The organism is Corynebacterium pilosum DSM 20521 = CIP 103422 (genome assembly GCF_000373805.1).
Lineage (GTDB): Bacteria > Actinomycetota > Actinomycetes > Mycobacteriales > Mycobacteriaceae > Corynebacterium > Corynebacterium pilosum.
Window position 1 is genome coordinate 62,933 of the sequence record NZ_KB892438.1, and the last position, 25,883, is coordinate 88,815.

The window sequence follows — 25,883 nt, forward strand, 5'->3', positions numbered from 1 at the left end:
AAATACCCCACACCGCGGAATATGCGGTGCGGGGCAGGAGTACGCGAGATTTACTCTGCGTCCTTCTCCTCAGCAGCTTCTTCAGCTGGAGCCTCTGCCTCTTCAGCCTCAGCCTTCGCAGCAGCCTCGGCCTCAGCAGCGGCCTTTGCCTCTGCTTCTTCCTTAGCCTTCTTGCGCTTCTCGGTGATTGCCTCAGCGGTTGGGCCGTTGTTGGCCTCTTCCAGAGCCTGGTTGAACAGGTCGAGCTTGGATGGCTTCTCCTCAGCGGTCTTCAGAGTGCCCTCTGCGCCAGCCTCGCCCTTGTGCTTCTGCCAGTCACCGGTGACCTTCAGCAGAGCAGCGACAGGCTCGGTTGGCTGCGCGCCAACGCCCAGCCAGTACTGTGCGCGCTCGGAGTCGATCTGGATGAGCGATGGCTCTTCCTTTGGGTGGTAGATGCCGATGTTCTCGATGATCTTGCCATCGCGGCGGGTGCGTGCATCAGCGATGACAACGCGGTACTGCGCGTTGCGGATCTTACCGACGCGCTGCAGCTTAATCTTGACAGCCATAATTGTTTCCTTCAGGTCACTGGGCAGTTCAGTCACCCGCCTCTTCTCGGCGGGCCGGTTCAGCCCTTGGTTTGGTCTGCGCGTGACACGACCGGCGGGACGTACCCGGAATCGGCGCTTACGCAGTTCGTTACACGCTTTTCGACGAGCGCATAACCCGAACAATGTTACTAGGCACCTGCATCCTTTCCAAACCGGTGCGCCGAAAGCTGGTGGCGACAACAAAACGCGCTACAGTCTGGGTGATAAAAAATTGTTCTGCTACACAGGGTGGTGTCATGACTTCCACACAGAGCAGGCCCGCTTATCGGTACGACTTGGATGGTTTGCGCGGTTACGCGATTGCTCTTGTCGTGCTTTTTCACGTTTACGTCGGCCGCGTTTCCGGTGGCGTGGACGTGTTCCTGCTGTTATCCGGTTTCTTCTTTTTGGGCTCCCAGCTGCGTTACGCATTAAGACCACACGCTAGCTTGAATCCGTGGTGGCCGATCTGGCGGACAGCACGCCGCCTCTTGCCGGCCCTGGCCGTCACCTTGGTGGCCACTGTCATCGCAGTACTGCTGTTTGCGCCTGAGCTCATGACGCCGGAGCTGACCCAACAGCTCACCGCCGCCGCGTTCTACTTCATCAACTGGGAGCTGATTTCCCAGGACCTTGCGTATTCCGCGGCAAGTGTGGACACCTCTCCCCTGCAGCACCTGTGGTCGATGAGCGTGCAGGGCCAGTTCTATCTGATCGGCATTCTCTTTGCTATCGGCGTTGCCTGGTGGGCACGCCGCAGGAACACCCCGCGCGATGTGGCCAAACGCACCGTGGGCGTGATCCTGCTGGTGGTCACCATCGTGTCTTTCCTGTGGGCGTCGCGCTTTGGGCTCGTCGGCACGCCTGACAATTACTACTCCACGTTCTCCCGCATGTGGGAACTGACCCTCGGCGGGCTGCTCGCCATCATGGCGCATCGCCTCACGGTGCCTGCGAAGGTTGCGCCGTGGACCGCCGGGCTGGGCGTGTTCATGATCACGATCACCGGTTTCGCGATCCCAACCTCGCTGGCATTCCCGGGGCCCCTCGCCCTGCTGCCTCTGACGGGCGCCATGCTCGTCATCATTTCTACCGGTAACCATCCGGTGTCGCGCGTCTTGTCGTCGAAACCTGCAACGTGGCTGGGCAGTATTGCCTACTCCCTTTACCTGTGGCACTGGCCGATGCTGATCATCACCACCGCCGTCACCGGCCACGACACCCCACCGGTGTGGCTGGGCACGCTCGTGATCGCAGCGTCCCTCCTGCTTGCCCACTTCACGCACAAGTGGATCGAAGAACCACTGCGCCAGCACCGCAAGCGCCCGACCCACCTCGAAGCCCCTGTGCCAGAGGCCATGGCCACCCTGCAGCAACCGAAGGGCCGTCAGCGCGCAGCCGGCGGAGTTGTGGTCGCAGCGTTGCTGGCAGCCATCGTGTCGGTCCAACCTGTGTGGCAGAAACTAACCGATAACTCGAGCGACCGCCTCGACCCGACACGCTACCCCGGTGCCATGGCCCAATTCGGCGCCCCACCCCCCAACGTGAAGCCCCAGCCGAACCCGGCACTGATCGCCGGAATGTACCCGCCCATCGGCATGGACGAGTGCATGATTAATATGTACGCCCCACCAGAGGAGTTCCGTGGTGAGGACTGCGTCTACGGCAACCCAGACGCAGAAACCACAGTGCTTCTCGTCGGCGGTTCGCATGCGGAACCCTACGGAATTCCTTTGGACAGCCTGGGCCAGCAGCACGATTTCCGCGTGATCCCCCTGATCCGCCAGCAGTGCCCCATCATGCTTGACGACGACACCGGCGTCCTACCCGAATGCGTCGCCTGGAGCGAGAACGCTTTCCAGCGCATCATCGAATTCGATCCGGATCTGGTCGTTTCCACCTCTACGCGCCCTCAGGGCGAGATCGGCCACGGCCCCGACATCGTCCCCGCCGGCTACGCCAACTTCTGGCAGGCTCTCGACGATTACGGCATCCCATTCCTCGGTCTGCGCGATAACCCCTGGTTCTTCGACGACGCCCTCGATCCTGAGGACCCGAATCACTGCATGCTTCGCGACGAGGATGAGGACGCCTGTTCCATGGACCGCGCTGCCGTGTACTCGCCTGTCGACCCGGCACAACTTTTACTCGGCTCCATGAGCAATGCCGTGGCGGTGGATACCGCTGACTGGTTCTGCAGTGCAGAATCCTGCTCGCCGATCGTCGGAAATATCTTCGCCTACCGCGACACCAACCACATTTCCAACCAGTTTGCCGCTACCACGGAAGAACTCTTGTGGGAGAACATGCGCCCGTTCCTTGCCCGGGGGTAGTTCGCCGTGACTACCCTGCCCCGCACTAAGCCACCGCGCACGAACTGCCGCCACGACTTGGATGGACTGCGCTATGCGGTACGCCCAAGCGCCAGCCTAAACCCCTGGTGATCACTGTGGCGCACCATTCGGCGCCTCGTCCCAGCCCTTGCCGTGACGCTGGCCGCCACATAGCTGGGGCTTGCGATGGTGGTCTCCACCGGCCTGATCATCCCCTCGTCGTTAATGTTCCCCGGCCCTGCAGCGCTCCTTCCGGTCGGCGGCCCCGCCTCCCGCCTATTGGAGACCGCCCCCGCGCCGTGGGCGGTGTCGGGGTTGCCGCGGTGATGATTCTGCTGCTGTCTGTGCAACCACGCTGGATGGGCGAGACCGCGCAGCGTGGAATGGCCTACCTGGATCCGCAGGTGTATCCCGGCGCAATGGCCTTTTTCGGCGCCGATGTCCCTGACGGGGTGGAGCCGCTGCCCGCCGATAATCTGGGCGGGGGCGACTACGGGTGGCCGATCGGCGACCACTCCTTCTACCCCGCCGATTTCCCCTCGACATCACCAACGTCTGCGCGGTATCCGCAGTTCCCCTGCTGCGGCCCTTCGTCGAACCGTTCTTCGGTTATCTACTTCCCCTTGTTCATGCGCTTCATGGCTTCGCCGAAGTCCAGGTTGTCTAGGTCAATATTTTCCATGCCTTTTGGCATAGCCTGACCCGGCATACCTGGCATGCCGCCGCCTTGCTCCATTTGCTGGGCAAGTTTCTGCATCTCTGCCATGTTCGGCATACCGCCACCGCCACCACGGCGGTTCTTCACCGGCTTGCGCTTACCGTTCTTGCCGCGGCGCCCCTTCGGCTTCTTCTTGGTTGCAGAACGGCCCATCCCGGGCATGCCCGGCATACCCATCTGGTTAGCCATCTTGCTCATCATCTTCTTGGCCTCGAAGAAGCGCTCCACAAGCTGGTTCACGTCGGATACCTCGACGCCGGAGCCGTTAGCGATACGCTTTCGTCGAGAAGCGTTCAAAATCTTTGGATCCTGGCGCTCGGCCGGGGTCATGCCGCGGATGATGGCCTGGATGCGGTCGATCTGCTTCTCGTCGACCATGTCTGCCATCTCGTTCATCTGCTTGCCACCCGGCATCATCTTTAGCAGATTGCCGATCGGCCCCATGCGACGAATCATCAGCAGCTGGTCGAGGAAGTCCTCCAGCGTGAGCTCGCCGGTGCCGATCTTCAACGCGGCATCTTCGGCCTTCTGCTGGTCCATGACGGACTCAGCCTGCTCAATCAGCGAGAGCACATCGCCCATGCCAAGGATGCGGCTGGCCATGCGGTCTGGGTGGAAGACGTCGAAGTCGTCCAGCTTCTCACCGTTGGAGGCGAACAGGATTGGCTTGCCTGTGACCTCACGGATCGACAGCGCTGCACCACCGCGGGCATCGCCATCAAGCTTGGTCAGCACCACGCCGGTGAAGTCCACGCCCTCGGCGAAAGCCTGGGCGGTGGTCACGGCGTCCTGGCCGATCATTGCATCGATGACGAATAGCACTTCGTCCGGAGCCACAGCATCACGGATGTTGCGGGCCTGGGTCATCAAGGTTTCGTCGATACCCAAACGGCCCGCGGTATCGATAATCACCACGTCATGCTGCGCACGCTTCGCTTCTTCCACGCCCGCAAGAGCGACAGCGACCGGGTCACCGTGCGAGGTACCCATCTCATGATCATGCGAATCCACGGACGTGCCTGGGTCCGGCGCAAAAGTTTTCACGCCTGCGCGCTCACCGACAATCTGCAGCTGCTGCACCGCACCCGGGCGCTGCAAGTCACAGGCCACCAGCATTGGCGTGTGCCCCTGCTTTTCCAGGTGGCGCGCTAGCTTACCGGCCAGGGTCGTCTTACCAGCACCCTGCAAACCGGCCAGCATGATTACTGTCGGTGGGTTCTTCGCAAAGTGCAGACGACGAGTCTCCCCGCCAAGGATGGCGGTCAGTTCTTCGTCGACAATCTTAATAACCTGCTGCGCAGGATTCAGCGCCTCAGAAACGTCCGCACCCAAGGCGCGTTCCTTCACACGCTTGATGAAAGCGCGGACGACGGTCAGAGACACGTCGGCTTCTAGTAATGCGATGCGGATTTCCCGGGCAGTGGCATTAATGTCTGCCTCGGTGAGCTTGCCCTTGCCGCGCAGGCCCGACAGAGCTGTTTGGAGGCGGTCGGACAGTGACTCGAACACGCTTCAACACTCCCTTAAGTAGCTAATAGATAATGCACCTAGCCTAGCGTGTCGCCGCCCCCTTGGTCACATTGCACTCGTCGAAAAGCGAGGTTAACCCAGCAGCGCGTCGACGAAACCTTCCACCTCAAACGGTGCAAGGTCATCCGCGCCCTCGCCGAGGCCCACCAGTTTGACCGGCACGCCCAGCTCCTCCTGGACCTGGAAAACGATGCCACCCTTCGCGGTGCCATCCAGCTTGGTCAGCACAACACCGGTGATGTCCACGACATCGCGGAAGACGCGCGCCTGCGTCAGGCCATTTTGGCCGACGGTGGCGTCCAACACCAGCAGCACCTCGTCGACATTGGATTTCTTTTCGACGACGCGCTTGACCTTACCGAGCTGGTCCATCAAACCGGTCGACGTATGCAGGCGGCCGGCGGTATCGATGAGAACGACGTCGGCCTGCTCCTCCACACCCTTGGCCACGGCGTCGAACGCGACAGATGCCGGGTCCGCGCCCTCCTTGCCACGCACAGTGGTCGCTCCGACGCGACGCCCCCAGGTCTCCAGCTGATCTGCCGCCGCCGCGCGGAATGTATCCGCAGCACCAAACAGAACGCGGTGACCCATGGACACCAGCACGCGGCCGAGCTTGCCCGTCGTGGTGGTTTTGCCTGTGCCGTTCACACCGACAACGAGGATCACGGCAGGCTTACCCTCAACCGGCATTGCCTTGATCGAGCGATCCATATCTGGGCGGCCAGCTTCGACGAGGGTCTCGCGTAGCATCGCACGCGCTTCTTCCTCGCTGCCCACGCCACGCTCAGCGATCTTCTCACGCAGCTGATCGGTAACGCGCATCGTTAGATCCGCGCCCAAGTCAGCCATGATGAGGGTGTCTTCGATCTCCTCCCAGGCGTCCTCGTCCAAATCACCCGCAGTCAGGATGCCCAGCAGGCCCTGACCGATCGCGTTCTGCGAACGAGACAGCCGGCCACGCAGACGGCCGATACGACCAGCCGCAGGAGCAATATCGTCGAGCGGCTCTTGCGGTGGCGCAGGCTCCCCTTCAGGGATTGGCGTTTGCTCGCGCGCCTGCTCCGCAACCTCCGCGGTGACCTGCGCGATGTCGGCAGCCTCTTGCGCCTCTTCTTCTGGAGTCAGCGCTTCATCTTCTTCGACCTGCTTTTCGACGTCCACCTCTGTCTCAGGATCCTCAGCGTGCTCCTCCGCTAAGTCCTCAAAGAGAGGGGCTTCTTCCTCTACTTCTACGGGCTCATCGATTTCCGGCGAGCCATCGTCGTTAAGCACCTCGACCGCCTCGGCCGCGTCATGGGTGAGCTCAACCTCCGGCTCATTTTCTGCAGCTGCAGAATCCTCCGGGGCAGTATCCGGCTCATTTTCTGCAGCTGCAGAATCCTCAGCAATATTTTCGGTTGGCTTCTCCACCCGGCGTGGCTCAACCGGCTCCGCCTCCTTCTCGGGCGCCGTCGCCGGGGCAAAGTTGAACCCGCCCACGGCCTGGTAGTTGCCCGATTTCTCCTGCTGCGTCAGCTCCTTCGGCTGCTCTTCTTTCTTCTCGAAGGAGACAGTCTTTGACTTCTTTCGGTTGTTGCCAACGATCACGACGATGCCCACGATGATGAGCAGCACGACGACGATGGCGACGATAATCCAGAGAAGATTCATATCCATGCTGTCTATAGTGCCAGGTTTTTGGGTTTTCGCACCAATAAGAGAACCCTTTTCGCAAACTTTCTCCACCCGGAAATTCTGCAGCTGCAGAATTCTGCCCCTTCATCGCGGGCACAACTTCTTCACCAAGCCAATGTCGTACACGTATTCTATAATGCACTTAAAGCCACAAATGAGGCCCACTACCAGCAAGTTTCCGGGGGTTTAAAAATGACTAACACGAACGTACTTTCGCCCACTTCACTGATTTCTACAAGCCCGTTATCCGAATATACAAATGCAGAAATCATCGATACGCTTCTTGAGTGCGAGCATGCCCAACGCATGACTCGCGCCGAGTTTCTAGTCGCGCTCGAGCAGTTTCATACCCGTAACCTCTGCACAGATCAGGGGTCTTCCTCGACCGTCGCGTGGGTGTGCCGCACCTTGGATCTCAGGCCGAAGACGGCCTACGAGTACATCAATGTCGCCGTGAAAATGGTCAGTTTTCCTTTGTTGGTCCAGCATTTTCGGCGCGGCGACCTTAGTTATTCCGTAGTCCGCTTCTTGCTGAAGTACATCACCCACGACAATGAAGCGGAGCTTGTGACCCTGGCCTTGAAGCACAATTTGGCCCACCTTGAGCACGCTCTTGCAGGTCACGCGCCTACAGACGAACCCGAACCAGAAGAAGATTATGTCCGCCTTCGCAACCGCGAGGACGGAGGCATCAACGTGCACATTAGCTTGAACCCCGCTGATGCTGCTGCTTTCCTTGCAGCACTCAAGATCGGTGAGCTGAGCTTTACGACGACCACCCCTACCGAAGACACCGACATCCCTGAGGAGGACCAACCCGAACATTTGCCTTCGCGTTTCGGCATTACCCCTGCTCGCGCCATGTTGTCGTCCCTGCAGGGCATGATCAATATTGTGCGCAACAACCCCGGCGTGGCGAAGCGTGCACCGGGTGCACAGGTCAACATCATGATGACTCAAGACGGCCACGCCTTCCTCCCCTTTCAGCCCAAGGCAATCTCCTCCAAGCTTGCCAATATCGCAGGTAATGCCATTCAACGTGTTCACCTTCTCAACGACAAAGGGCTCACCCTCAATGTCAGCCGTGGCACTAGGTTTGCCTCCGATGCTCAACAGAAAGCGCTGCTAGCAGCGTGGAACTTCACATGCGCCACCCCAGGCTGTGATCACACGAACTGGATCGAATTCCACCACATCCGCGAATGGTGCGAGGGCGGAGAAACGTCCGTGGACAACATCGTTCCGTTGTGTTCACGCTGTCATTCGCTGGTCACAGAGGGAATCATGAAGATCGAAGCTCACGCAGATGACATTTTCTTCGTCTTCCCAGATGACACCTGCTTCGTATCCCGCAACCGCGGGCTGCCGGAACGCGCCACCATGGAGGAATACCTCAGCCGCCAGGCCACGGACTTCGGCGACATCGACAGTTTCGACGATGTCGTACTGGAAGAGGCGGAAGGCGGTGTGATGTACAGCTAGTTCGGGGCTGGGCTCATCCGCTGGGAAAGCACGCGGGTCACGCCGTCGCCACGCATGGTCACGCCATACAGCACGTTGGCCACGTCCATCGTGGGTTTCTGGTGGGTGATCACGATCAGCTGCGAGTCCTCACGCAACTCCTTTAGCAGGGCGATCAGGCGGCGCAGGTTGACATCGTCGAGCGCGGCCTCCACCTCGTCGAGAACGTAGAAAGGTGATGGACGCGCCCGGAAGATGGCAACCAGCAACGCCAGCGCGGTGAGCGACTTTTCGCCACCGGATAGCAGGGACAAACGCTTCACCTTCTTGCCCGGTGGGCGCGCTTCAATCTCGATGCCGGTCGTCAACATGTCGTCCGGATCAGTGAGCAGCAAACGCGCCTCGCCGCCAGGAAACAGCGTGTTGAATACCTTCGGGAATTCGGCTTCGACGTCGTGCCAGGCGTCGGTGAACAGCTGCAGGATCTGCGCGTCGACCTCCTCGATCACATCGCTCAGATCCTTGCGTGCCTGCACAACATCATCGAGTTGGGTGGAGAGGAAACTGTAGCGCTCCTCCAGCGCCTTGTATTCCTCCAAGGCCAGCGGGTTGACTTTGCCCAGCGCAGTGAGATCCTTCTCTGCCTGCTTGAGGCGTTTGGTCTCCTCGGCCTTGTCGAAGTCCTCTCCGGGGGTATAGTCCTCCAGCAGGTCGGTAATCGCGATGCCCAACTGCTCCGTGATTTTCGTTTCGGCCTCGTCGATACGCACCTGTGCTTGGGATCGCGCGATATCGGATGAGTGTGCGTTATCAGTCAGGCGCGAAAGGTGCTGGCGGGTGGTGTTGACCTTGTCGCGCGCCTGAGCGTGCTGCGATTGCAAACTTTTCACCTGCGCGGACAGTTCGTCGCGGGAGGTGGTGGCGCGCTCGAGGGCGTCATCGATGCGGGCGACGAGGTCACGCGCGTGGCCGGCTACCGTGTGTGCCAGTTCCGCTTGGGCTTTACGACGAGCCATCGCCGCATCGTGACGCGCTTTCGCTTGGCGTTCGTGTTCTGCTTGGCGGCGCAGCGCGTCCCCCTTGCCCGCGACCTGTTCCGCGTTCTGGGTTGCGGTGCGCGCCTGCAGGGTGGCCTCCATCTCCATGCTCTTGACCTGCGCCAACGCGGCCGATGCCTCATCGCGGCCCGCGGTGGAGGGCTCTTCGGGGGCATCGCTATCGTCGACACGCGATAGGCGGTCGCGGGTTTCAGCCAGCTCCTCGCGGCGGCGGGTCAGGCGCACTTCGGCCTCGGTGGCTCGCTCAGCGGCGCGCTCATGTTCGGCCTTGTTTACCTCATACTGCTTGATCAGGCGCTGGTGGTCGCGCTGCCAGGCTTCGACGTTGGCATCGTGTTCGTTGAGAGCCGCGCGTGCCGACGCCGCCGCCACGCGTGCGTCCTCGGCGGAAAGTTTCGCGCCCTCCAACGTGCCGGAGAGCTCCTCAAGCTGGGCGCACGCTGTAGCAAGTTCTTCGCGCGCTGCCTCGATTTGCGCGGTGACCTCCACGGCGCTGGCCTGCCCGCTACCGGCGGCGACCCACCCCTCACCCACCAGAACGCCCGCCGGGGTAACGGCGCGCAGTCGCGGATCCTCTTCCACGGCGGCACGTGCCTGCGGTAGATCGTCGGCAAGCACCACGTCGACGAGCAGGCGCGCAACGGGGCCGGTGATCTCGTCGGCAAGCGTCACATGATCCAACAGCCAGGACGTTCCGGCGGGCAGCGTGCCGTCGAGACGCCAGGTGCGACCGCCGGCGGTGTCGATCACGATGGTGCGTGACGCATCAGAAAGCGTATCGACGACCGACTGGTCCACCTGGCCAGCCACCGCCTCCGCGTACGGTCCCAACGCTGCGGCGAGCGCTTTCTCCACGCCCTGCTCCGCGCGCACCAGGCCGGCGAGCGGACCATATCCCTCGCCGAGGGCCTCTGTGCCGCTGGCCGTGGGTGCCGATTCTTCCAGGGTGGAAATGCGGGACTCCAGAGAATACACGGCCCTCTCGCGCTCGCGCTGGGCGTCGCGCAGCTGGTCAAGGCGCTTATCGGCTGCGGAAGATTCGGTGGCGGCGCGGACGTAGTTCTCGTCGAGAGGGGCGCGTTCGTCGTGAAGCGCCTGCAAAGTGCGGCCGACCTCGGTGGCTTCGCTGTCGGCGTCGCGGGTACGTGTGCGGGTTTCCTCCAGAGTCTCGTTCAACCGCGCGATCTCGTCCTCAGCCGCCACGACCGCCCCGGCCTGCGATTCCTCCTGGGCGAGCAAGCGGACAACGCCTTCGCGGCGGTCGGCGATCGCCCGGACCTGAGCCATGTGCTCCGCCTCGGCGGCATCGGCAGCCTCTTGGCGAGCAGCGACTTCCTCGCGGATGGACTCCAGGCGCTCGGCCGCCTCTTCGGCGACCATGAGGGCTTCTTGGTACTGCTCGTCGGCGACCGTGGCGCGGGCCAGTAGTTCGTCGGGATCCTGGCCGGAATAGGCCACCTGTGCGCCCACGTTTGAGGCGCGCTCGGTGGCGATGCGGACAGTCGCGCTCACGCGTTCTGCCAGCGTGGACAGCTGGAACCACAACTGCTGGGCCTGCTCCGCCTGCGGGGTGACTTGTTGCTGCTGCGCCTCGATCGCCTCCTGCGCCGCAGTGAATTCCTCCAGGTTCTGGGTGACCGTGTCCACCTGCTCTGCCAGAAGTTCGGCGTTGCGGGCGGCGTCGTTGAGTTTCGCGCGCAGCTCCACCACCTGGTGGCCAGCCAGCTTCAGGCGGGCGTCGCGCAACGTGGCCTGCACCGTTGCTGCCCGTTGCGCCGCCTCCGCCTGGCGTGCCAGAGGTTTGAGCTGCTTGCCCAACTCATCGGTGAGGTCCTGCAAGCGGTCCAGGTTCGCCTGCATGCCGGTCAGCTTGCGCTGCGCCTTCTCTTTGCGGCGGCGGTGCTTCAGCACGCCCGCTGCCTCCTCGATATAGGCGCGGCGCTCCTCCGGTTTTGATTCCAAAATCTCGCTGAGCTTGCCCTGGCCGACGATGATATGCATCTCGCGGCCAATACCGGAATCGCTGAGCAGCTCCTGAATATCCATCAGGCGGGCCTTGGAACCGTTGATCTCATACTCGCTGGCGCCATCGCGGAACATGCGCCGCGTGATGGCTACTTCGGTGTACTCGATCGGCAAATGGCCATCAGAGTTATCAAAGGTGAGGGTAACTTCCGCACGCCCCAGCGGTTTCCGGTCGCCTGCGCCGGCAAAAATGACATCCTGCATCTTGCCGCCGCGCAGGTTTTTCGCCCCCTGCTCACCCATCACCCACGCGATCGCGTCCACAACATTCGACTTGCCCGATCCATTCGGCCCGACCACGGCACAGATGCCGGGCTCAAATTTCATGGTCGTCGCAGACGCAAAAGACTTGAATCCCTTAAGCGTCAACGATTTTAGGTGCACCGATGCATCTTAACATTCCCGGAAGCCTTGCTCCCCGCGTGGCTCGGAGAACTGCGTAATCACGGTATCCACTCGGCCCGGGCGGCCGGCTGTGGAGGGGTCTTCGTCGAGAAGCGAAAGAAGCTTCTCGACGAGCGCCTGCTCCCCTTCAGCGACGACCTCAACGCGGCCGTCGCGCAAATTCCTCGCGTGCCCGGTGAGTCCAAGTTCGAGGGCGCGGGAGCGGGTCCACCACCGGAAGCCGACGCCTTGGACGTGTCCGTGGACAAAGGCTGTAACTCGTGTGCTCATGCAACCTATTTTATGATGTCCTCTTCGCTACGGCGGGTCACCGGGTCTGATCCGTCCCAGTACTCTACGTTTTTCAGCTCTGGGATCATGTCGCGGTGGAACACGGGGTCAAGACCGGCGGAGCGCTGCTCCGAGTAATTCTTCAACAGCTTGATGGCCACCCCGCCAAGCGGGACGATGGCGATCAGGTTGATGAACACCAGCGACGCAGCGAAGGTGTCGCCGAGCGCCCACACCAGCGGGATCGAACCGACCGCGCCGAAGAAGACGAAACCAATGACGACGACGCGGAACAGGTTCATGACCAACTTGGACTTCGTCAGGTACTCAATATTTGCCTGCGCCAAGTAGTAGTTCCCGATGATCGAGGAAAACGCCAGGAAGAACAGGATGAAGGTGACAAAGTGGATTGCCCAATCGCCGACGGAATCGGCAAGCGCCGCCTGAGTCAGCGAGGCGCCCTGCACCTCTTCCCCGTACACCGGCTGGGGGCCGAGCAAAATGATAAACGCGGTGATGGAGCACACAACGATGGTGTCGAAGTACACGCCCAAAGTTTGCACCAGGCCCTGCTTGACGGGGTGGGACACGGTTGCGGTCGCAGCCACGTTCGGTGCGGAGCCCATACCGGCCTCATTGGAGAACAGGCCACGGCGCACACCGTTCATGAAAGCAGCACCCAGAGTAGCGCCCGCGATCTCCTTGAAGCCCAGCGCGTGGGTGACAATGTCGACGAACATGCCCGGGATTTCGTTGATATTCACCAGCAGCACGATCGCACCCATGATGATGTACGCACCGGCCATGAACGGCACGATAATCTGGGTGGCATTCGCGATGCGCGTGACACCGCCGAAAATGATCGACGCTGTCAGCAGCGCAACGATGCCACCGACGATCAGTTTGAAGGTCAAGGAATCCGCGTCCAGAGAGGTGCCCATGGACTCAACGATAGAGTTGGTCTGGATCGCGTTGTACACAAAGCCATAGGTCACGGCGAGGAATACGGCGAAGATGGTGGCCAGAGGGGTCCATCCCAGCCCGCGCGTCATGTAATAGGCCGGGCCGCCGTGGTAGTTGCCCTCGTCGTCCTTGGTCTTCCACAGCTGCGCCAAGGTGGACTCCACAAAAGAAGTCGCGCCGCCGACAATGGCGATCAGCCACATCCAGAACACGGCGCCGGGCCCGCCCAGGGAGATCGCCACGGCCACACCAGCCACGTTGCCCGTGCCGACGCGCGAGGCCGCCGAGATCGTGAACGCTTTGAACGCGGAGATGCCGCCATAGTCTTCGTCCTGGTCGGTCGTCGGCTTTTCGACGACCGCCTTAAACATGTCGGGCAGCATGCGGACCTGCACCAGAATCGTCCGGATACCAAAGTAAATTCCAGCGGCGATGAGCACCCAGGGGACAACCATCCACAGGTTGTCATTGATCGTCGAAGTGACGAAGCTTTCAAGCCATTCCACGAGGAAATCTTAATACCGCACGGCCCGACTTTGTTAAAGAACCTGGCAATTGGCGCAAAAATAGCTTGAGCGACCGTTGACTTTGGTGCGCACGATCGGCTGCCCGCACCGCGCGCACGGCTCGTCGAGCTGCCCATAAGCATTCAAAGAGCGCGAGAAATAGCCGCTGGCGCCGTTGACGTTCACGTACAACGCATCGAAACTGGTGCCACCTTGTTCCAACGCACGGGCCATTACCTCGCGCGATTCCTCCAGCAGTCGCACTGCGTCGCGTTGCCTCAAGGCGCGCGCCTTCCGCGTCGGTTTCACACCCGCGGCCCACATTGCCTCGTCGGCATAGATCGACCCGATGCCAGACACAATGCCCTGGTCAAGCAGCACCGTCTTCACGGCAGAATTCTTTTTCCGCATCGCGCGCGCTGTCTCCACCACGTCGAAGGCAGGCTCAAAAGGATCGGGAGCGATATGGGCCATCGTCGTGGGTATGCCCTCGTCGTCAAGCGCCGTGTACTGCCAGTAGCCGAACGTGCGCTGATCGACGAAGCACAGCTCGCGCGGGCCCATGTCGGCGCGAATGCGCAGGTGGGGGCTGGTGACGTCGCCGTGCGTGCCGACGAGCAACTGACCACTCATGCGCAGGTGGATCACCAAGGCATAGCCGTCAGACAATTCGAACCAGAGGTACTTGCCCCGGCGGCGCACCGCGTCGATGCTCAGGCCGGGAAGTATGGCGCTTAAGTCCACATCGTTGTCGCGGGCTGCGCGCGGGTGCAACACCTCGACAGAGCGGAAGGTCAGCCCGCGCACGTGCTCATCGAGGCCGCGGCGCACCACTTCCACTTCGGGAAGTTCAGGCATCGGCAGTCCCCGCGACGGCGGCTGGGTGATCCCGCAGGAAAAGCACGGCTTGGCGGGCCGCTTCTTGCTCCGCAAGCTTCTTGTTCGGGCCCACGCCCTGGCCCCGGGACGTGCCGCCGACAAGGACATCGGCGGTAAAAGTGAGGTCGTGCTCGGGCCCAACACTGGTGGCGGTGTACACCGCGGTCGGCGCCTTCAGCTCGGCCAGTCGCTCCTGCAGTGTCGTCTTCCAGTCCTGATGGCGGCCCGTGGCGCTGGCGGTGTGGATCTTCTCGTCGAAAAGCCTCAGGATCACGTCCCGGGCGGTCTCAAAATCGTGCTGGCGGTAGATCGCGCCAAACAGCGCCTCCGTAGTGTCGGCCAGGATGGAGTCCTTGTTCCGGCCGTCGGTGACCACCTCGCCATGACCCAGCAAGATGTGCGGGCCCAGGTCGATCTGGTGGGCGATGTCCGCCAGCCCATAACGCGACACGATGGAGGCGCGCATCTTCGAAATGTCCGACTCCGGGCGCGACGGGTACTCCTCATACAACTTGGTGGCTACCGAAAGGCCCAGCACCGCATCGCCGAGGAACTCGAGGCGCTCATTGTTCGGCAGATTGCCATTTTCATTGGCGAAGCTGCGGTGGGTCAATGCCAGCCGCAGGTGCTCATCGTCGATGGCGACCCCCAGGGCCTTCAGCAGCGGACCGTGGTCCACCGCTTCATAGGCCTGCTGCCAGGCCTGCTCGCCCGTGATCTTACGTTTGCGTGATCTGCTCACAGGAACTTCTCCAGGCCAGCCCAGCGCGGATCCACCCGCTCCACCTCGCCCGAGACACCATCCGGCTCCGGGACATCCGTTTCAGCGCAGCTCGGCTGGCAGGTCGGATTAAACGGGAGGGACAGGCCGGCTTCGTCGACGAAAGCCTGCTCTAGGTCCACGGTGTCGTCGGGGGCGACGTACTTCACCTCATCGCCAGAGCCCTTATCTTCGTCGTCTTCGGCGTCCCCGCTGATGAAATCATCGTCAGTGGAAAAGACCTGGCTGATACTCAGCGTTTCGGTCGGGGTCAGGGGTGCCAGGCAGCGCACGCATTCGCCTTCAAGCTGGGCGGTTGCGGTGGCGTCGACAAGCACACCAGAGCCCAGGTTCGTCACTGTGGCTTCGACAGTGACCTCTCCACCTTCGGGGATGGCGATCATTTCCGGCCCGATGCGCGAAGGCGAAGGGCCGGTCGCGGTGATGTCCAGTGGCATGCCGTCAGAGCGAAGCGCGTCTGCGACGTTCAGTACAAAAGGATTGTTTGCCATACGCCCTACCCTATTCGGAACGTGGGCGACGGGTACGCTCCGAGCGCTCATAACGGTGGTAGGAGTCCGCACGCTGGCTACCAGATACGCCGGCGCCTCGTCGTAAAGCGCTGCGATCGCGCGTCACAGTCCGCAGGATGCCGGACAGGGACTCCTCAAATTCGCCCAACTTCGTATCGACAAAATCATCGCACTCGGTGCGCAGGCGGTTGGACTCGGTGTGCGCGCTTTCGACGATGCGGTGCGCTTCCTCGTCGGCACGTTTCATCACCTCAGACTCGGAGACAAGACGCTCCTGTTCCGCCAAGCCCTCGGCCACGGAACGCTCGTAGGATTCGTTGCCCTCCTGCACAAGGCGATCGGACTCTGCCTGGGCGTTCTGGACGGTGTAATTAGCCTCTTCGTTCGCACGGTTCACGATATCCGCAGCCTCGTCCTGCGCCTGCGCCACCATCGCGGTGGAACGGTGCTGCGCATCCGCTAGCATGTCCTGCGCCTCATTGTGCGCCTCGCCGACGATGCGCTGCGACTCCTCCTCCGCGTCCGCGATGAGGCCATCGGCGCGCTCTTGGGCGCCGCGTAGAATTTCGTCCTGCTTGTCCAGCACGTCCTGGGCGTCGTCGAGTTCGACGGGCAGCGCGTTGCGCAGGTCATCAAGCAGGGCCAGCATGTCGTTGCGGGGCACCATGCAGTTGGCGGTCATCGGCACACCGTAGGCCTGCTCTACCGTGTGTACGAGTTCATCCAGAGATTCAAAGACGCGATACATGCACCCAAGAGTACTGCTTAACGACGAAACAGTGCCCGCCCGACACGAAGAATTTACACAACACCTTGAGCAAGCATTGCGTCCGCAACCTTCTTGAAGCCGGCGATGTTCGCACCCAGGATGTAGTCGCCCTCCCGGTCATACTCCTTCGCCGTGGCCTCACAGCGCTGGAAAATGTTCGACATGATCTTATGCAGGCGCTGATCCGTGTACTCGAAGGACCAGGAATCGCGCGAGGCGTTCTGCTGCATCTCCAAGGCGGAGGTGGCCACACCACCGGCATTCGCGGCCTTGCCCGGCGCGAACTTGACCTTGGAGCGGCGGAATATCTCGACGGCTTCCGGCGTGGAGGGCATGTTGGCACCTTCGGCGACGTACTTCACGCCGTTGTCCACCAGCATCTGCGCGTGTTCGCCGCTGAGCTCGTTCTGGGTGGCGCATGGTAGGGCGACATCGGCTTCTAGGGACCAGATGGATCCCTCGGTGTGCATGGTCGCGTTCTCTGCTTCCTTGACGTAGGTGGAGACGCGTTCGCGGCGCTTCTCTTTGATGTCTTTCAGCAGTTCCACGTCCACGCCGTCTGGGGTGTGGATCCAGCCGGAGGAGTCGGAGAAGCCGACCACGGTGGCGCCCAACTCTTGGGCCTTTTCGATGGCGTAGATGGCCACGTTGCCGGAGCCGGACACGATGACTTTGGCGCCGTCGAGGGATTCGCCGTGGGAGCGCATCATTTCGTTGGTGAAGTAGACAGTGCCGTAGCCGGTGGCCTCGGTGCGCACGAGCGAGCCACCCCAGGTCAGGCCCTTGCCGGTGAGCACGCCGGACTCGTGCTGGTTGGTCAGGCGGCGGTACTGGCCGAAGAGGAAGCCGATTTCGCGGGCACCTACACCGATGTCTCCTGCGGGGACGTCGCGGTACTCGCCGATGTGGCGGTGCAGCTCTGTCATGAAGGACTGGCAGAAGCGCATGATCTCGCCTTCGGAGCGGCCCTTCGGGTCGAAGTCGGAGCCACCCTTGCCGCCGCCGATGGGCAGGCCGGACAGGGAGTTCTTGAAGATCTGCTCGAAGCCCAAGAACTTGATGATGCCCAGGTTGACTGATGGGTGGAAGCGCAGCCCACCTTTGTAGGGGCCCAGTGCGGAGTTGAACTGGACGCGGAAGCCACGCGCAACGTGCACGTTGTTGTTGTCGGAGATCCATGGGACGCGGAAGATGACTTGGCGCTCTGGTTCGCAGAGGCGCTGGATGAGGCCGTAGTCGGCGTAGTGTGGGTCCTTTTCTAGGACGATCTTCAACGAGTCCAGCACATCGGCGACAGCCTGGTGGAACTCCGGCTCGCCCGCGTTGCGCTTGAGCAGTTTGCTGTAATAGCCAGAAACCAGCTCTTCAGTATTGGTCATGCCGTTCCATCCTTCACGTTTACTTGCGTCAACTATGGAAAATCATTTTTCCTTCCTAACTGGAGTTTCGCAAGTTGTTCTACACTGATTCCCATGACTGATTCAGCCCCTAGCCCGCTTGACGCGCTTGCCGACGATCCCACCATCGTGATCGCCCCAGATTCTTTCAAAGGAACTGCCACTGCCTCCGAGGCTGCGCAGTGGCTTGGTGAGGGGGTGCGGCAGATCATCGCGAACGCGGAGATTGTCATTGCACCGATGGCTGACGGTGGCGAAGGTACCTCTGAGCTTTTCGAGGGCGATCGCATCACGCTGCCCACCACGGATGCGGCCGGCCGCCTCACCGAGGCCACCTATACCTATGATGCTTCGCTCACAACTGCCTATATCGACGTCGCCGCCGCATCCGGCCTGCCCGCGGTCGCGGATGCGCCGGTGGCTGCCACCGGGGACACCTATGGCACTGGCGTGCTCATCGCGGATGCGCAGACCCGCGGCGCAACCCGCATCGTCCTGGGTTTGGGTGGGTCCGCCACGGTCGACGGCGGCACCGGCATCTTGGTGGCGCTGGGCATTAACCCGATCAACAAGGAGGGCTACACCCCGCGCAAAGGTGGCGCCCACTTGAGCGAGCTGCACGATTTTGACACCGCCAAGATGAATATTCCGGCCGCCGCGGTGGATTGGGTGCTGGCAGCCGATGTCACAGCCCCGGTCACTGGCCCGGAGGGCGCCGCCCGCGTCTTCGGCCCGCAGAAGGGCGCCACGGAGGAAGAGGTGCAGCTTCTCGACGGGGGTCTGGCCCGCCTGTGCGAGGTCACCGGAATCGATCCCACCGCTGCCGGCTACGGTGCTGCCGGCGCTATCCCCGTGGGGGTGAGCTGGGTGTCGCAGCTGCTGCATGGTACCGACGAGCACGTGCACCTGGTCTCTGGCGCGCGCTTGGTCGCCGATGCGCTGGGCCTGCCCGAGAAGTTAAAGCAGGCCTCTTTGGTGATTACGGGCGAAGGCAAGTACGACGAGCAGACCGCCACCGGAAAGGTTGTGGATGTCGTCGGAAAGCTTGCTGCCGAAGCAGACGTGCCCGTAGCCATCGCCGCCGGTAAGCTGGAGGCCGACGCGCCTGCCGGCGCGATCGCCGTCGAGCTCGTGCCAGACTTGGAGGTGGCCGAGCAGTTGCGCCGCGCCGGTGCGCAGATCGCGGTGGATTACCTCGATATCTCCACGGTCCACGGGTAGAGCGAGGGTAGTTCGAAGTCCGTCTCGCGCTCTAAGGCCACAGGATCGGCCGGCAGGTCAGCCTTCGGGGTGAGGATGCGCGACAGCCCCATGGCCAGCTGGTTATAGGAGCGCACATTGTCTGCTGTGACGATGATGCGGTGCATGCTGGCCTCGTCCGGGTCTTCGCCGCGCTCATCGCGGTAGACGTTGCGCAGCTGCTCCACCGTAAAGTCTTCACACTGTTGGCCCGGGGTGTGGGCGACAGCGCCGTCGCTCAGCATCTGGTGTTTTTCAAGGATCTCGACCGCTCGTCGAAAAGCGTCCACGAGCTCAGTTGCCGCGGACTCGGGCTGGTCCGGGATCAGGATGTCAAACTGGATTGAAGGCATGTTCTAAGACTAGCTAATACTGTGGATAGTATGACGTTCCCAATCCATTCTTACCGCGAAGCCCTCTCCACGATGGCGGACGGCACAATTAAACAGATCAATCCGTTCTCCGGAACCCAGGTGTGGACGGTGCCCGGGCGTGGCAATCGTCCCCTGTCGAAGCCGAAGCACGACGCACAGCCGCTCGGGCCGGAAGACTTCACCCACTCCTGCGCCTTTTGCTCCGGGAACCCGCTGCAGACGCCACCGGAGAAGTCGCGCATGGTGCGCGGCAGCGACGGCGATTGGCACATCCTGCGCGGCCTTCTTCCTGATGAGATGGAGCAGGCCGATGCCGCTTTTCGACGAGTGCCCAACCTCTTTGAGATCGTGTCCTATGACTACTGGGTGGAAAATTACCAGTATGAGATGGCCTCTGATACCGCTTTCCAGATGCAGCGCTACATTTCCGACGAGCGCGGGCGCCAGCACGTGATCGATATCGTGCGCACGCGCCTCAACGCTTCGGGCAATGGCCAAGGCGACGAGATGACAGATGAGGAGCTGCTGGCGAAGGCACCGACCTATTTTGCGGGAGGCCACGATGTGATCGTGTCCTCGCGCCACTATATCGACGGGGCGACGGATGATTCGCAGCTGGCGTCCTCCGGCACGATGACACCGGATGAGCACTACGGGTTCACCGCTTTTACTATCGACGCGATGCGGGACCTGTATGAGAACAACCGTTACGCACCGTACGTGGTGGTGTTCCAGAACTGGCTGTCTGCTGCCGGCGCATCCTTCGATCACCTGCACAAGCAGTTGGTGGCGATCGACGAGCGCGGCGTGCAGACCGACATGGAGATCCAGAAGCTGCGCACCAACCCGAACATGTACAACGAGTGGGCGGTCAACTACGCCAGCTACCACAACCTGGTGATCGCGGAGAATGACTACGCGATCCTGATCGCGGGCATCGGCCACCGCTACCCCACCTTGGGCCTGTACTCGAAGTCAGCGGTACCGGAGCCCTGGTTGCAAGCCCCGGAGGAGGTGCGCGGCATGTCTGACCTGCTGCACGCAGCGCACGCCGCCACTGGCCCCGATATCGCCTGCAATGAGGAGTGGCACCACAAACCTGTCGATTTGGACATGCCGATGCCGTGGCGCATCAATCTGAAGTGGCGCGTGTCCACCCTGGCTGGTTTTGAGGGTGGCACCAAAGTGTACGTGAACACGATTTCCCCGTTTGACCTGCGCGATCGGGTGGTCAGCTCGATGTACAAGTTGCGCGACGAAGGCAAGATCGAATCGTCGATACGCATTGCGACAGAGTGCTCGGCAGCGACAAACGTGTTGCGATATAACCCGATGCTGCATCTGACGCAGTAGGTTTCGCTATCGTCGTGGGAAGAATTGTCGTCTAGCACCGGAGGCCGATCACCCATGCCGAGCATTGCCCGTATCCTGCAGACTCACAATATCGATTTGTCGTGGCAGCGTGGAACCTACGAATGGTTCCATGAGCACCCCGAGCTGTCGGGCCACGAGCATGAGACGCATCGGCGCATCCTCCAGGAGCTGGAGCGCTTTAACTGTGAGGTGATTGCGCCGATCGGCGGGTACGGCATCGTGGCGGTCTTCCGCAACGGCGAAGGCCCGTCCGTGCTGTTCCGTGCGGACTTCGATGCCCTTCCGATCAAAGAGGAAACGGGTGTGCCTTATGCGTCCACGCGTGTGCGACCCAATCCCGACGGCTCGCAGGTGGGCGTGATGCACGCCTGTGGCCACGACATGCACACCACTGCCCTGCTAGGTGCGTGCGCGCTGATCGACGGCACCCGCGACGAATGGGCCGGCACCTTCATCGCGCTTTTCCAGCCCGCCGAGGAGAATGCGATGGGCGCTACCGCGATGGTCCACGACGGTCTGCTCACGCGCATCCCGAAACCGGATGTGTGCATGGCGCAACACGTGATGCCAGGGCGCGCGGGCGAGGTCCAGACCAAACCCGGCCCACAGTTCGCTGCCTGCGACTCGATCCGCATCCTGATCCCTGGCCGCAGCGCGCACGGGTCGATGCCGAATAAGGCGATTGACCCCACCTATATCGCGGCTATGGTGGTGATCCGCCTGCAAGGCATCGTCGGCCGCGAGGTTGACCCCAACGATTTTGCCGTGGTATCCGTGGGCACGCTGCGCTCCGGGACGACGAATAACATCATCCCCGACCACGCCGAACTAGTACTGAACTGCCGCTTCTACAACGACGACGTGAAGCGTCGCGTGTACGCAGCCATTCGCCGTGTCGTGGAGGCGGAATGTGTTGCCTCCGGTGTTGAAGAGACACCGCGCTTGGAATTTTTTGCCCACGGCGAGCTGATTGATAATTCGCCGGAGGTCTTCTCCCAGGTTCGTGGCACCTTCGACGCGGTATTCGGCAAGATGTCCGTGGACGCTGAACGACGCACCGTGTCCGAGGACTTCGCGAATATCCCCCTCGCGTTGGGCACCCCCTACCTGTACTGGGTGGTGGGATGTACTCCGGCCGAAGTGTGGGATGCGGCAGTGGCGAGTAACCGCGTGACCGAAGACGTGCCGGTTAACCACATGAATACATTTTTGCCGGACTACGAACCGACTGTGTACGCGACCACCTACGCAGCGGCGGCAGCCGTATTGTCCTACCTCGCCGTCGAATAGTGCTACTTATAGTCAAGAAATAGCCAGAATACTTGGTAGACTCACACACTGTACGGTCAATATCTTCCCATTACGTGAGGTAATTATATGAACCAGCCTGCTACCCCGCCTGCATTAGAGACCACCGTCGGTGGCCATGTACGTGCTTACTCCGGCCAGTCGCCGCAGTCAGCAACTAACTACAAGTTCTGGGCCGGCCTTGCCGCCGCAGTCCAAGAACAGATCGCAGACAAGTGGGAGGCAACCAACAAGGCCTACAACGCCACCCGCAAGCAGTCCTACCTGTCTGCGGAGTTCTTGATGGGCCGTGCCTTGCTGAACAACCTGACCAACCTCGGCCTCGTCGACGAAGCCGCCAAGGCCGCTGAGGCCAACGGGCACAACCTGACGGACGTGCTCGAGGCCGAGAACGATGCTGCGCTAGGCAACGGTGGCCTCGGCCGGCTTGCAGCCTGCTTCCTAGACTCCTCCGTCACCCAAGACTTCCCTGTCACCGGCTACGGCCTGCTCTACCGCTACGGCCTGTTCCGCCAGGAATTCGTCGACGGCTTCCAGAAGGAGCACCCTGACGCATGGAAGGAATCGGCTTACCCATTCCTCGTGCGCCGCAACACGCAGCAGCGCATCGTGCGTTTCGACGACATGACTGTCCGCGCCGTGCCACACGACATGGCAATCACCGGCTACGACACCGACAACGTGGGCACCCTGCGCCTGTGGAACTCTGAGCCCATGCGCGAGTTCGACTATGACGCCTTCAACTCCCAGCGCTTCTCCGATGCCATAATCGAGCGCGAAGCCGTGCACGACCTGTGCCGCGTGCTCTACCCGAACGACACCACCTACCAGGGCAAACTGCTGCGCGTGCGCCAGCAGTACTTCTTCGTGTCCGCATCCCTGCAGGAGCTCATCGACAACTACATCGAGCACCACGGCGAGGACCTGACCGATTTCCACAAGTACAACTCCATCCAGCTCAACGACACCCACCCAGTACTGGCGATCCCAGAGCTGATGCGCCTGCTGATGGACGATCACGGCCTGGGCTGGGATGAGGCATGGTCCGTCACCACGCAGACCTTCGCGTACACCAACCACACCGTGCTCACCGAGGCCCTGGAGACCTGGGATGAGTCCATCTTCAAGCAGCTGTTCTGGCGCATCTGGGAGATCTGCCTGGAGATTGATCGCCGCTTCCGCATCGATATGCACGAGCGTGGCATCGCACCGGATCGTGCTCACCGCATGTCCCCCGTCCACGACGGCAAGGTCCACATGGCGTGGATCGCGTGCTACGCCTCCTACTCCATCAACGGCGTGGCGGCCCTGCACACCGAGATCCTGAAGCGCGACACGCTGAACGACTGGTTCGACATCTGGCCAGAGCGCTTCAACAACAAGACCAACGGTGTGACCCCTCGTCGTTGGCTGCGCATGTGCAACCCACGCCTGTCCGAGCTGCTGGACCGCCTTGCAGGTTCCGACGACTGGGTCACCGACATGGACCAGCTCAAGGAGCTGCGCAAGTACGCCGATGACCCAGAAGTGATGAAGGAACTCAACTCCATCAAGGTGGAGAACAAGAAGGACTTCGCGGACTGGATCCTCGAGCGCCAGGGCATCGAGGTGGACCCTGAGTCCATCTTCGACACCCAGATCAAGCGCCTGCATGAGTACAAGCGCCAGCTGATGAACGCGCTGTATATCCTGGACCTCTACTTCCGTATCAAGGAAGATGGCGAGACCGTCCCACGCCGCACCTTCATCTTCGGTGCGAAGGCCGCCCCTGGCTACACCCGGGCGAAGGGCATCATCAAGCTGATCAATGAGATCGGCGAGCTGGTCAATAATGACCCAGAGGTGTCCAAGGTCCTGTCCGTAGTGTTCGTGGAGAACTACAACGTCTCCCCTGCCGAGCACATCATTCCGGCAACCGACGTCTCCGAGCAGATCTCCACCGCAGGCAAGGAAGCCTCCGGTACCGGCAACATGAAGTTCATGATGAACGGTGCACTAACCCTGGGTACCCTCGACGGCGCCAACGTGGAGATCGCAGAGGCTGTGGGCGAAGAGAATGCTTACATCTTCGGCGCGAAGGAAGACGAGCTGCCTGAGCTGCGCAAGACCTACAACCCGCAGAACGTCTACGAGAACGTCCCTGGTGTCAAGCGCGTCCTTGACGCCTTGACCAACGGCACCCTCAACGACAATGATTCGGGCGCTTTCCACGACATCCGTTCCTCCCTGCTGGATGGCGGCGGCTGGGAAACCCCGGACACCTGGTACGTCCTGGGTGACTTTGAGGATTACCGCGCCACCCGCGACCGCATGGCCGAGGAGTACTACGAGGATCCGCAGCACTGGGCACGCATGTGCTGGGTGAACATCTGCGAGTCCGGCCGCTTCTCCTCTGACCGCACCATCCGCGATTACGCGGACGAAGTCTGGAAGATCGAGCCAACCCCGATCGGGTAAGTAGAATTTTGACCGCCCGCAGCGAACTGAATCGCTGCGGGCGGTCTGGTTTTCTGCAGCTGCAGAAAAATAAAAACTTTTATTCTTGCGAGGTTGGGTCTTCCCCGAAGGTGAGTGGATTAAACCACAGGCCAGCTTCCTTTAGTTTGTCCGAGTAGGATTGACCGAGTAGCACTTCAAAGACTTCGTCAGTAAATTCTTCCATGTCAACGTCTTCGAAACGCTCTGGGTAAGCAACTTTTCCTACATAGAAAGTATCCGCGATAGCCAATTCAAAATTGGTGCCAGAGAAAATGTACGGTGGCTGGGAGTACACTTGACCATTCTGTACAGCCGACAGATTATCGAAGAACGCTGGGTTCTCATCGTAATCCTCGTTCACCAAGTCCATATTCGCCGGATTCAAGAAGATGAGGTCAGGGTCCCAATCCTGGAGCTTCTCCAGATCAATTTGGAATGCGCCCTCCTGGCCGGTCTCGTCGACAACGTTCACCACGTTTGCCAAATCGAATGGCATGTACTTCGCGTAGGAACCGGTGACGCCGTGAGCGCCATTGAAGTTAACAGCACCCGTGTAAGCAGTCAACCTTTCCGCTTCGGGGATGTCACCAACTCGTTTCTCTAGGTCAGCTCCCCACTGTTCCATAGCTGCGGTGACCTCCGAGGCCCGCTGCTCGGTGCCCATCAATTCACCAAGCAAATTAATCATGCGGATGATCTCTTCGTCGAAAACGTTGTTCTGGACAATCGTCTCGTAAAGCGCGATAACTGGGACACCTGTTCGCTCCTGCATTTCGTCAAGGAAACCAGCATCTGCAGAGGACGAGACAATAATGTCTGGCGATTGTTCAATAATCTGCTCCTCATACATAGGGTCGGCAGACTTACCTGACGTACCTATTGGGAGGTCTTTCAGCTCCTCATGGTTGATATATGCATATGGCATGGCCACATTGTCACGTTGGTCGCCCTCGGCCACGACAGATAGCTTGTCTAAACCACCAGCGTAAATAACCATCCGTGCTGCGGTGCCATGGGTAGCGATTTCATCGACACTTGCCGGCACCTCAACTTCACGGCCGAGCGCATCTGTAATGACCCGCGTTGAGGTCTCGGACTCGGCGTGGGCTTCTGTCTGCGTTGCAGTACCGGTCGATGTTGATGAGGCAGCGTCGTTATCGTCTCCGCAAGCAGACGTCACGAAGAGCGCGGCTACTAGTCCCGCTGCAAGCAAGGACTTTTTGGGTAGGAATTTCATGAGATGTTCTCCTAATG

General features: G+C 61.1%; 20 protein-coding genes. 7 read left to right on the forward strand and 13 right to left on the reverse strand.

What is annotated here, in order from left to right; all coding sequences use genetic code 11:
- Positions 1–50 precede the first annotated feature (50 nt).
- Positions 51–551: a 30S ribosomal protein S16 gene (gene rpsP / locus B097_RS0100300; RefSeq protein WP_018580534.1), complete on the reverse strand. Its 501-nt coding sequence runs from the start codon at positions 549–551 to the stop codon at positions 51–53.
- Positions 552–829: 278 nt separating this feature from the next.
- Here rpsP and B097_RS0100305 point away from each other — a divergent pair, with 278 nt between their 5' ends.
- Both B097_RS0100305 and B097_RS13405 read left to right on the forward strand, forming a co-directional pair.
- Positions 830–2,905, forward strand: coding sequence for an acyltransferase family protein (locus B097_RS0100305; RefSeq protein ID WP_026254190.1), 2,076 nt, complete (start codon positions 830–832; stop codon positions 2,903–2,905).
- Positions 2,906–3,091: 186 nt separating this feature from the next.
- Entirely contained in the window at positions 3,092–3,232 is a 141-nt protein-coding gene (locus tag B097_RS13405) for a hypothetical protein (protein ID WP_155879200.1), read from the forward strand.
- Positions 3,233–3,518: 286 nt separating this feature from the next.
- On the opposite strand, the gene ffh is transcribed toward B097_RS13405, so the two are convergent.
- Together ffh and ftsY are read right to left on the reverse strand one after the other, a co-directional pair.
- A complete protein-coding gene (gene ffh, locus B097_RS0100315; protein ID WP_018580537.1) occupies positions 3,519–5,132 on the reverse strand; it encodes a signal recognition particle protein in 1,614 nt (537 codons plus the stop codon).
- A 93-nt stretch (positions 5,133–5,225) separates the two neighbouring features.
- Positions 5,226–6,812 (reverse strand): signal recognition particle-docking protein FtsY, encoded by a 1,587-nt coding sequence (gene ftsY / locus B097_RS0100320; protein ID WP_018580538.1) that lies wholly within the window; start codon positions 6,810–6,812, stop codon positions 5,226–5,228.
- A 324-nt stretch (positions 6,813–7,136) separates the two neighbouring features.
- Between ftsY and B097_RS0100325 the strand changes: the two genes are divergently transcribed.
- Positions 7,137–8,312, forward strand: coding sequence for an HNH endonuclease signature motif containing protein (locus B097_RS0100325; RefSeq protein ID WP_161795922.1), 1,176 nt, complete (start codon positions 7,137–7,139; stop codon positions 8,310–8,312).
- On the opposite strand, the gene smc is transcribed toward B097_RS0100325, so the two are convergent.
- The 8 genes from smc to gdhA form a co-directional block, all read right to left on the reverse strand.
- A complete protein-coding gene (smc, locus tag B097_RS0100330; protein ID WP_026254192.1) occupies positions 8,309–11,758 on the reverse strand; it encodes a chromosome segregation protein SMC in 3,450 nt (1,149 codons plus the stop codon). The two genes, B097_RS0100325 and smc, sit on opposite strands and share 4 nt — an antisense overlap.
- Positions 11,759–11,767: 9 nt before the next feature.
- Positions 11,768–12,049, reverse strand: coding sequence for an acylphosphatase (locus B097_RS0100335; protein WP_018580540.1), 282 nt, complete (start codon positions 12,047–12,049; stop codon positions 11,768–11,770).
- A 5-nt stretch (positions 12,050–12,054) separates the two neighbouring features.
- Positions 12,055–13,467 carry an alanine/glycine:cation symporter family protein gene (locus B097_RS0100340; protein ID WP_115324655.1) on the reverse strand — a complete coding sequence of 471 codons (1,413 nt, stop codon included), beginning with the start codon at positions 13,465–13,467 and terminating at the stop codon, positions 12,055–12,057.
- An 84-nt stretch (positions 13,468–13,551) separates the two neighbouring features.
- Positions 13,552–14,376: a bifunctional DNA-formamidopyrimidine glycosylase/DNA-(apurinic or apyrimidinic site) lyase gene (gene mutM, locus B097_RS0100345; RefSeq protein ID WP_018580542.1), complete on the reverse strand. Its 825-nt coding sequence runs from the start codon at positions 14,374–14,376 to the stop codon at positions 13,552–13,554.
- Positions 14,369–15,139: a ribonuclease III gene (gene rnc / locus B097_RS0100350; RefSeq protein ID WP_018580543.1), complete on the reverse strand. Its 771-nt coding sequence runs from the start codon at positions 15,137–15,139 to the stop codon at positions 14,369–14,371. Before rnc ends, mutM begins: the two co-directional genes overlap by 8 nt.
- Positions 15,136–15,669, reverse strand: coding sequence for a YceD family protein (locus B097_RS0100355; protein WP_018580544.1), 534 nt, complete (start codon positions 15,667–15,669; stop codon positions 15,136–15,138). The genes rnc and B097_RS0100355 overlap by 4 nt, the downstream gene beginning before the upstream one ends.
- 10 nt (positions 15,670–15,679) lie before the next feature.
- Entirely contained in the window at positions 15,680–16,438 is a 759-nt protein-coding gene (locus B097_RS0100360) for a DivIVA domain-containing protein (RefSeq protein ID WP_018580545.1), read from the reverse strand.
- A 53-nt stretch (positions 16,439–16,491) separates the two neighbouring features.
- Positions 16,492–17,838: an NADP-specific glutamate dehydrogenase gene (gdhA, locus tag B097_RS0100365; RefSeq protein ID WP_018580546.1), complete on the reverse strand. Its 1,347-nt coding sequence runs from the start codon at positions 17,836–17,838 to the stop codon at positions 16,492–16,494.
- Positions 17,839–17,931: 93 nt separating this feature from the next.
- On the opposite strand from gdhA, the gene B097_RS0100370 reads away from it, so the two are divergent.
- A complete protein-coding gene (locus B097_RS0100370) occupies positions 17,932–19,077 on the forward strand; it encodes a glycerate kinase (protein ID WP_018580547.1) in 1,146 nt (381 codons plus the stop codon).
- Here B097_RS0100370 and B097_RS0100375 read toward each other — a convergent pair.
- The gene (locus B097_RS0100375) at positions 19,047–19,448 is read right to left on the reverse strand and encodes a hypothetical protein (protein WP_018580548.1); all 402 of its coding nucleotides are present in this window, start codon (positions 19,446–19,448) and stop codon (positions 19,047–19,049) included. The two genes, B097_RS0100370 and B097_RS0100375, sit on opposite strands and share 31 nt — an antisense overlap.
- Before the next feature lie 30 nt (positions 19,449–19,478).
- Here B097_RS0100375 and B097_RS0100380 point away from each other — a divergent pair, with 30 nt between their 5' ends.
- From B097_RS0100380 to B097_RS0100390, 3 genes are all read left to right on the forward strand, one after another.
- Positions 19,479–20,822: a DUF4921 family protein gene (locus B097_RS0100380; RefSeq protein WP_018580549.1), complete on the forward strand. Its 1,344-nt coding sequence runs from the start codon at positions 19,479–19,481 to the stop codon at positions 20,820–20,822.
- 54 nt (positions 20,823–20,876) lie between these two features.
- Complete coding sequence (locus B097_RS0100385) at positions 20,877–22,133, forward strand: amidohydrolase (RefSeq protein WP_018580550.1); 1,257 nt, start codon at positions 20,877–20,879, stop codon at positions 22,131–22,133.
- Between the two features lie 87 nt (positions 22,134–22,220).
- Positions 22,221–24,608 carry a glycogen/starch/alpha-glucan phosphorylase gene (locus B097_RS0100390; protein WP_018580551.1) on the forward strand — a complete coding sequence of 796 codons (2,388 nt, stop codon included), beginning with the start codon at positions 22,221–22,223 and terminating at the stop codon, positions 24,606–24,608.
- Positions 24,609–24,687: 79 nt separating this feature from the next.
- Here B097_RS0100390 and B097_RS12215 read toward each other — a convergent pair whose 3' ends face one another.
- Positions 24,688–25,866: an ABC transporter substrate-binding protein gene (locus B097_RS12215; protein WP_018580552.1), complete on the reverse strand. Its 1,179-nt coding sequence runs from the start codon at positions 25,864–25,866 to the stop codon at positions 24,688–24,690.
- Positions 25,867–25,883: the final 17 nt, after the last annotated feature.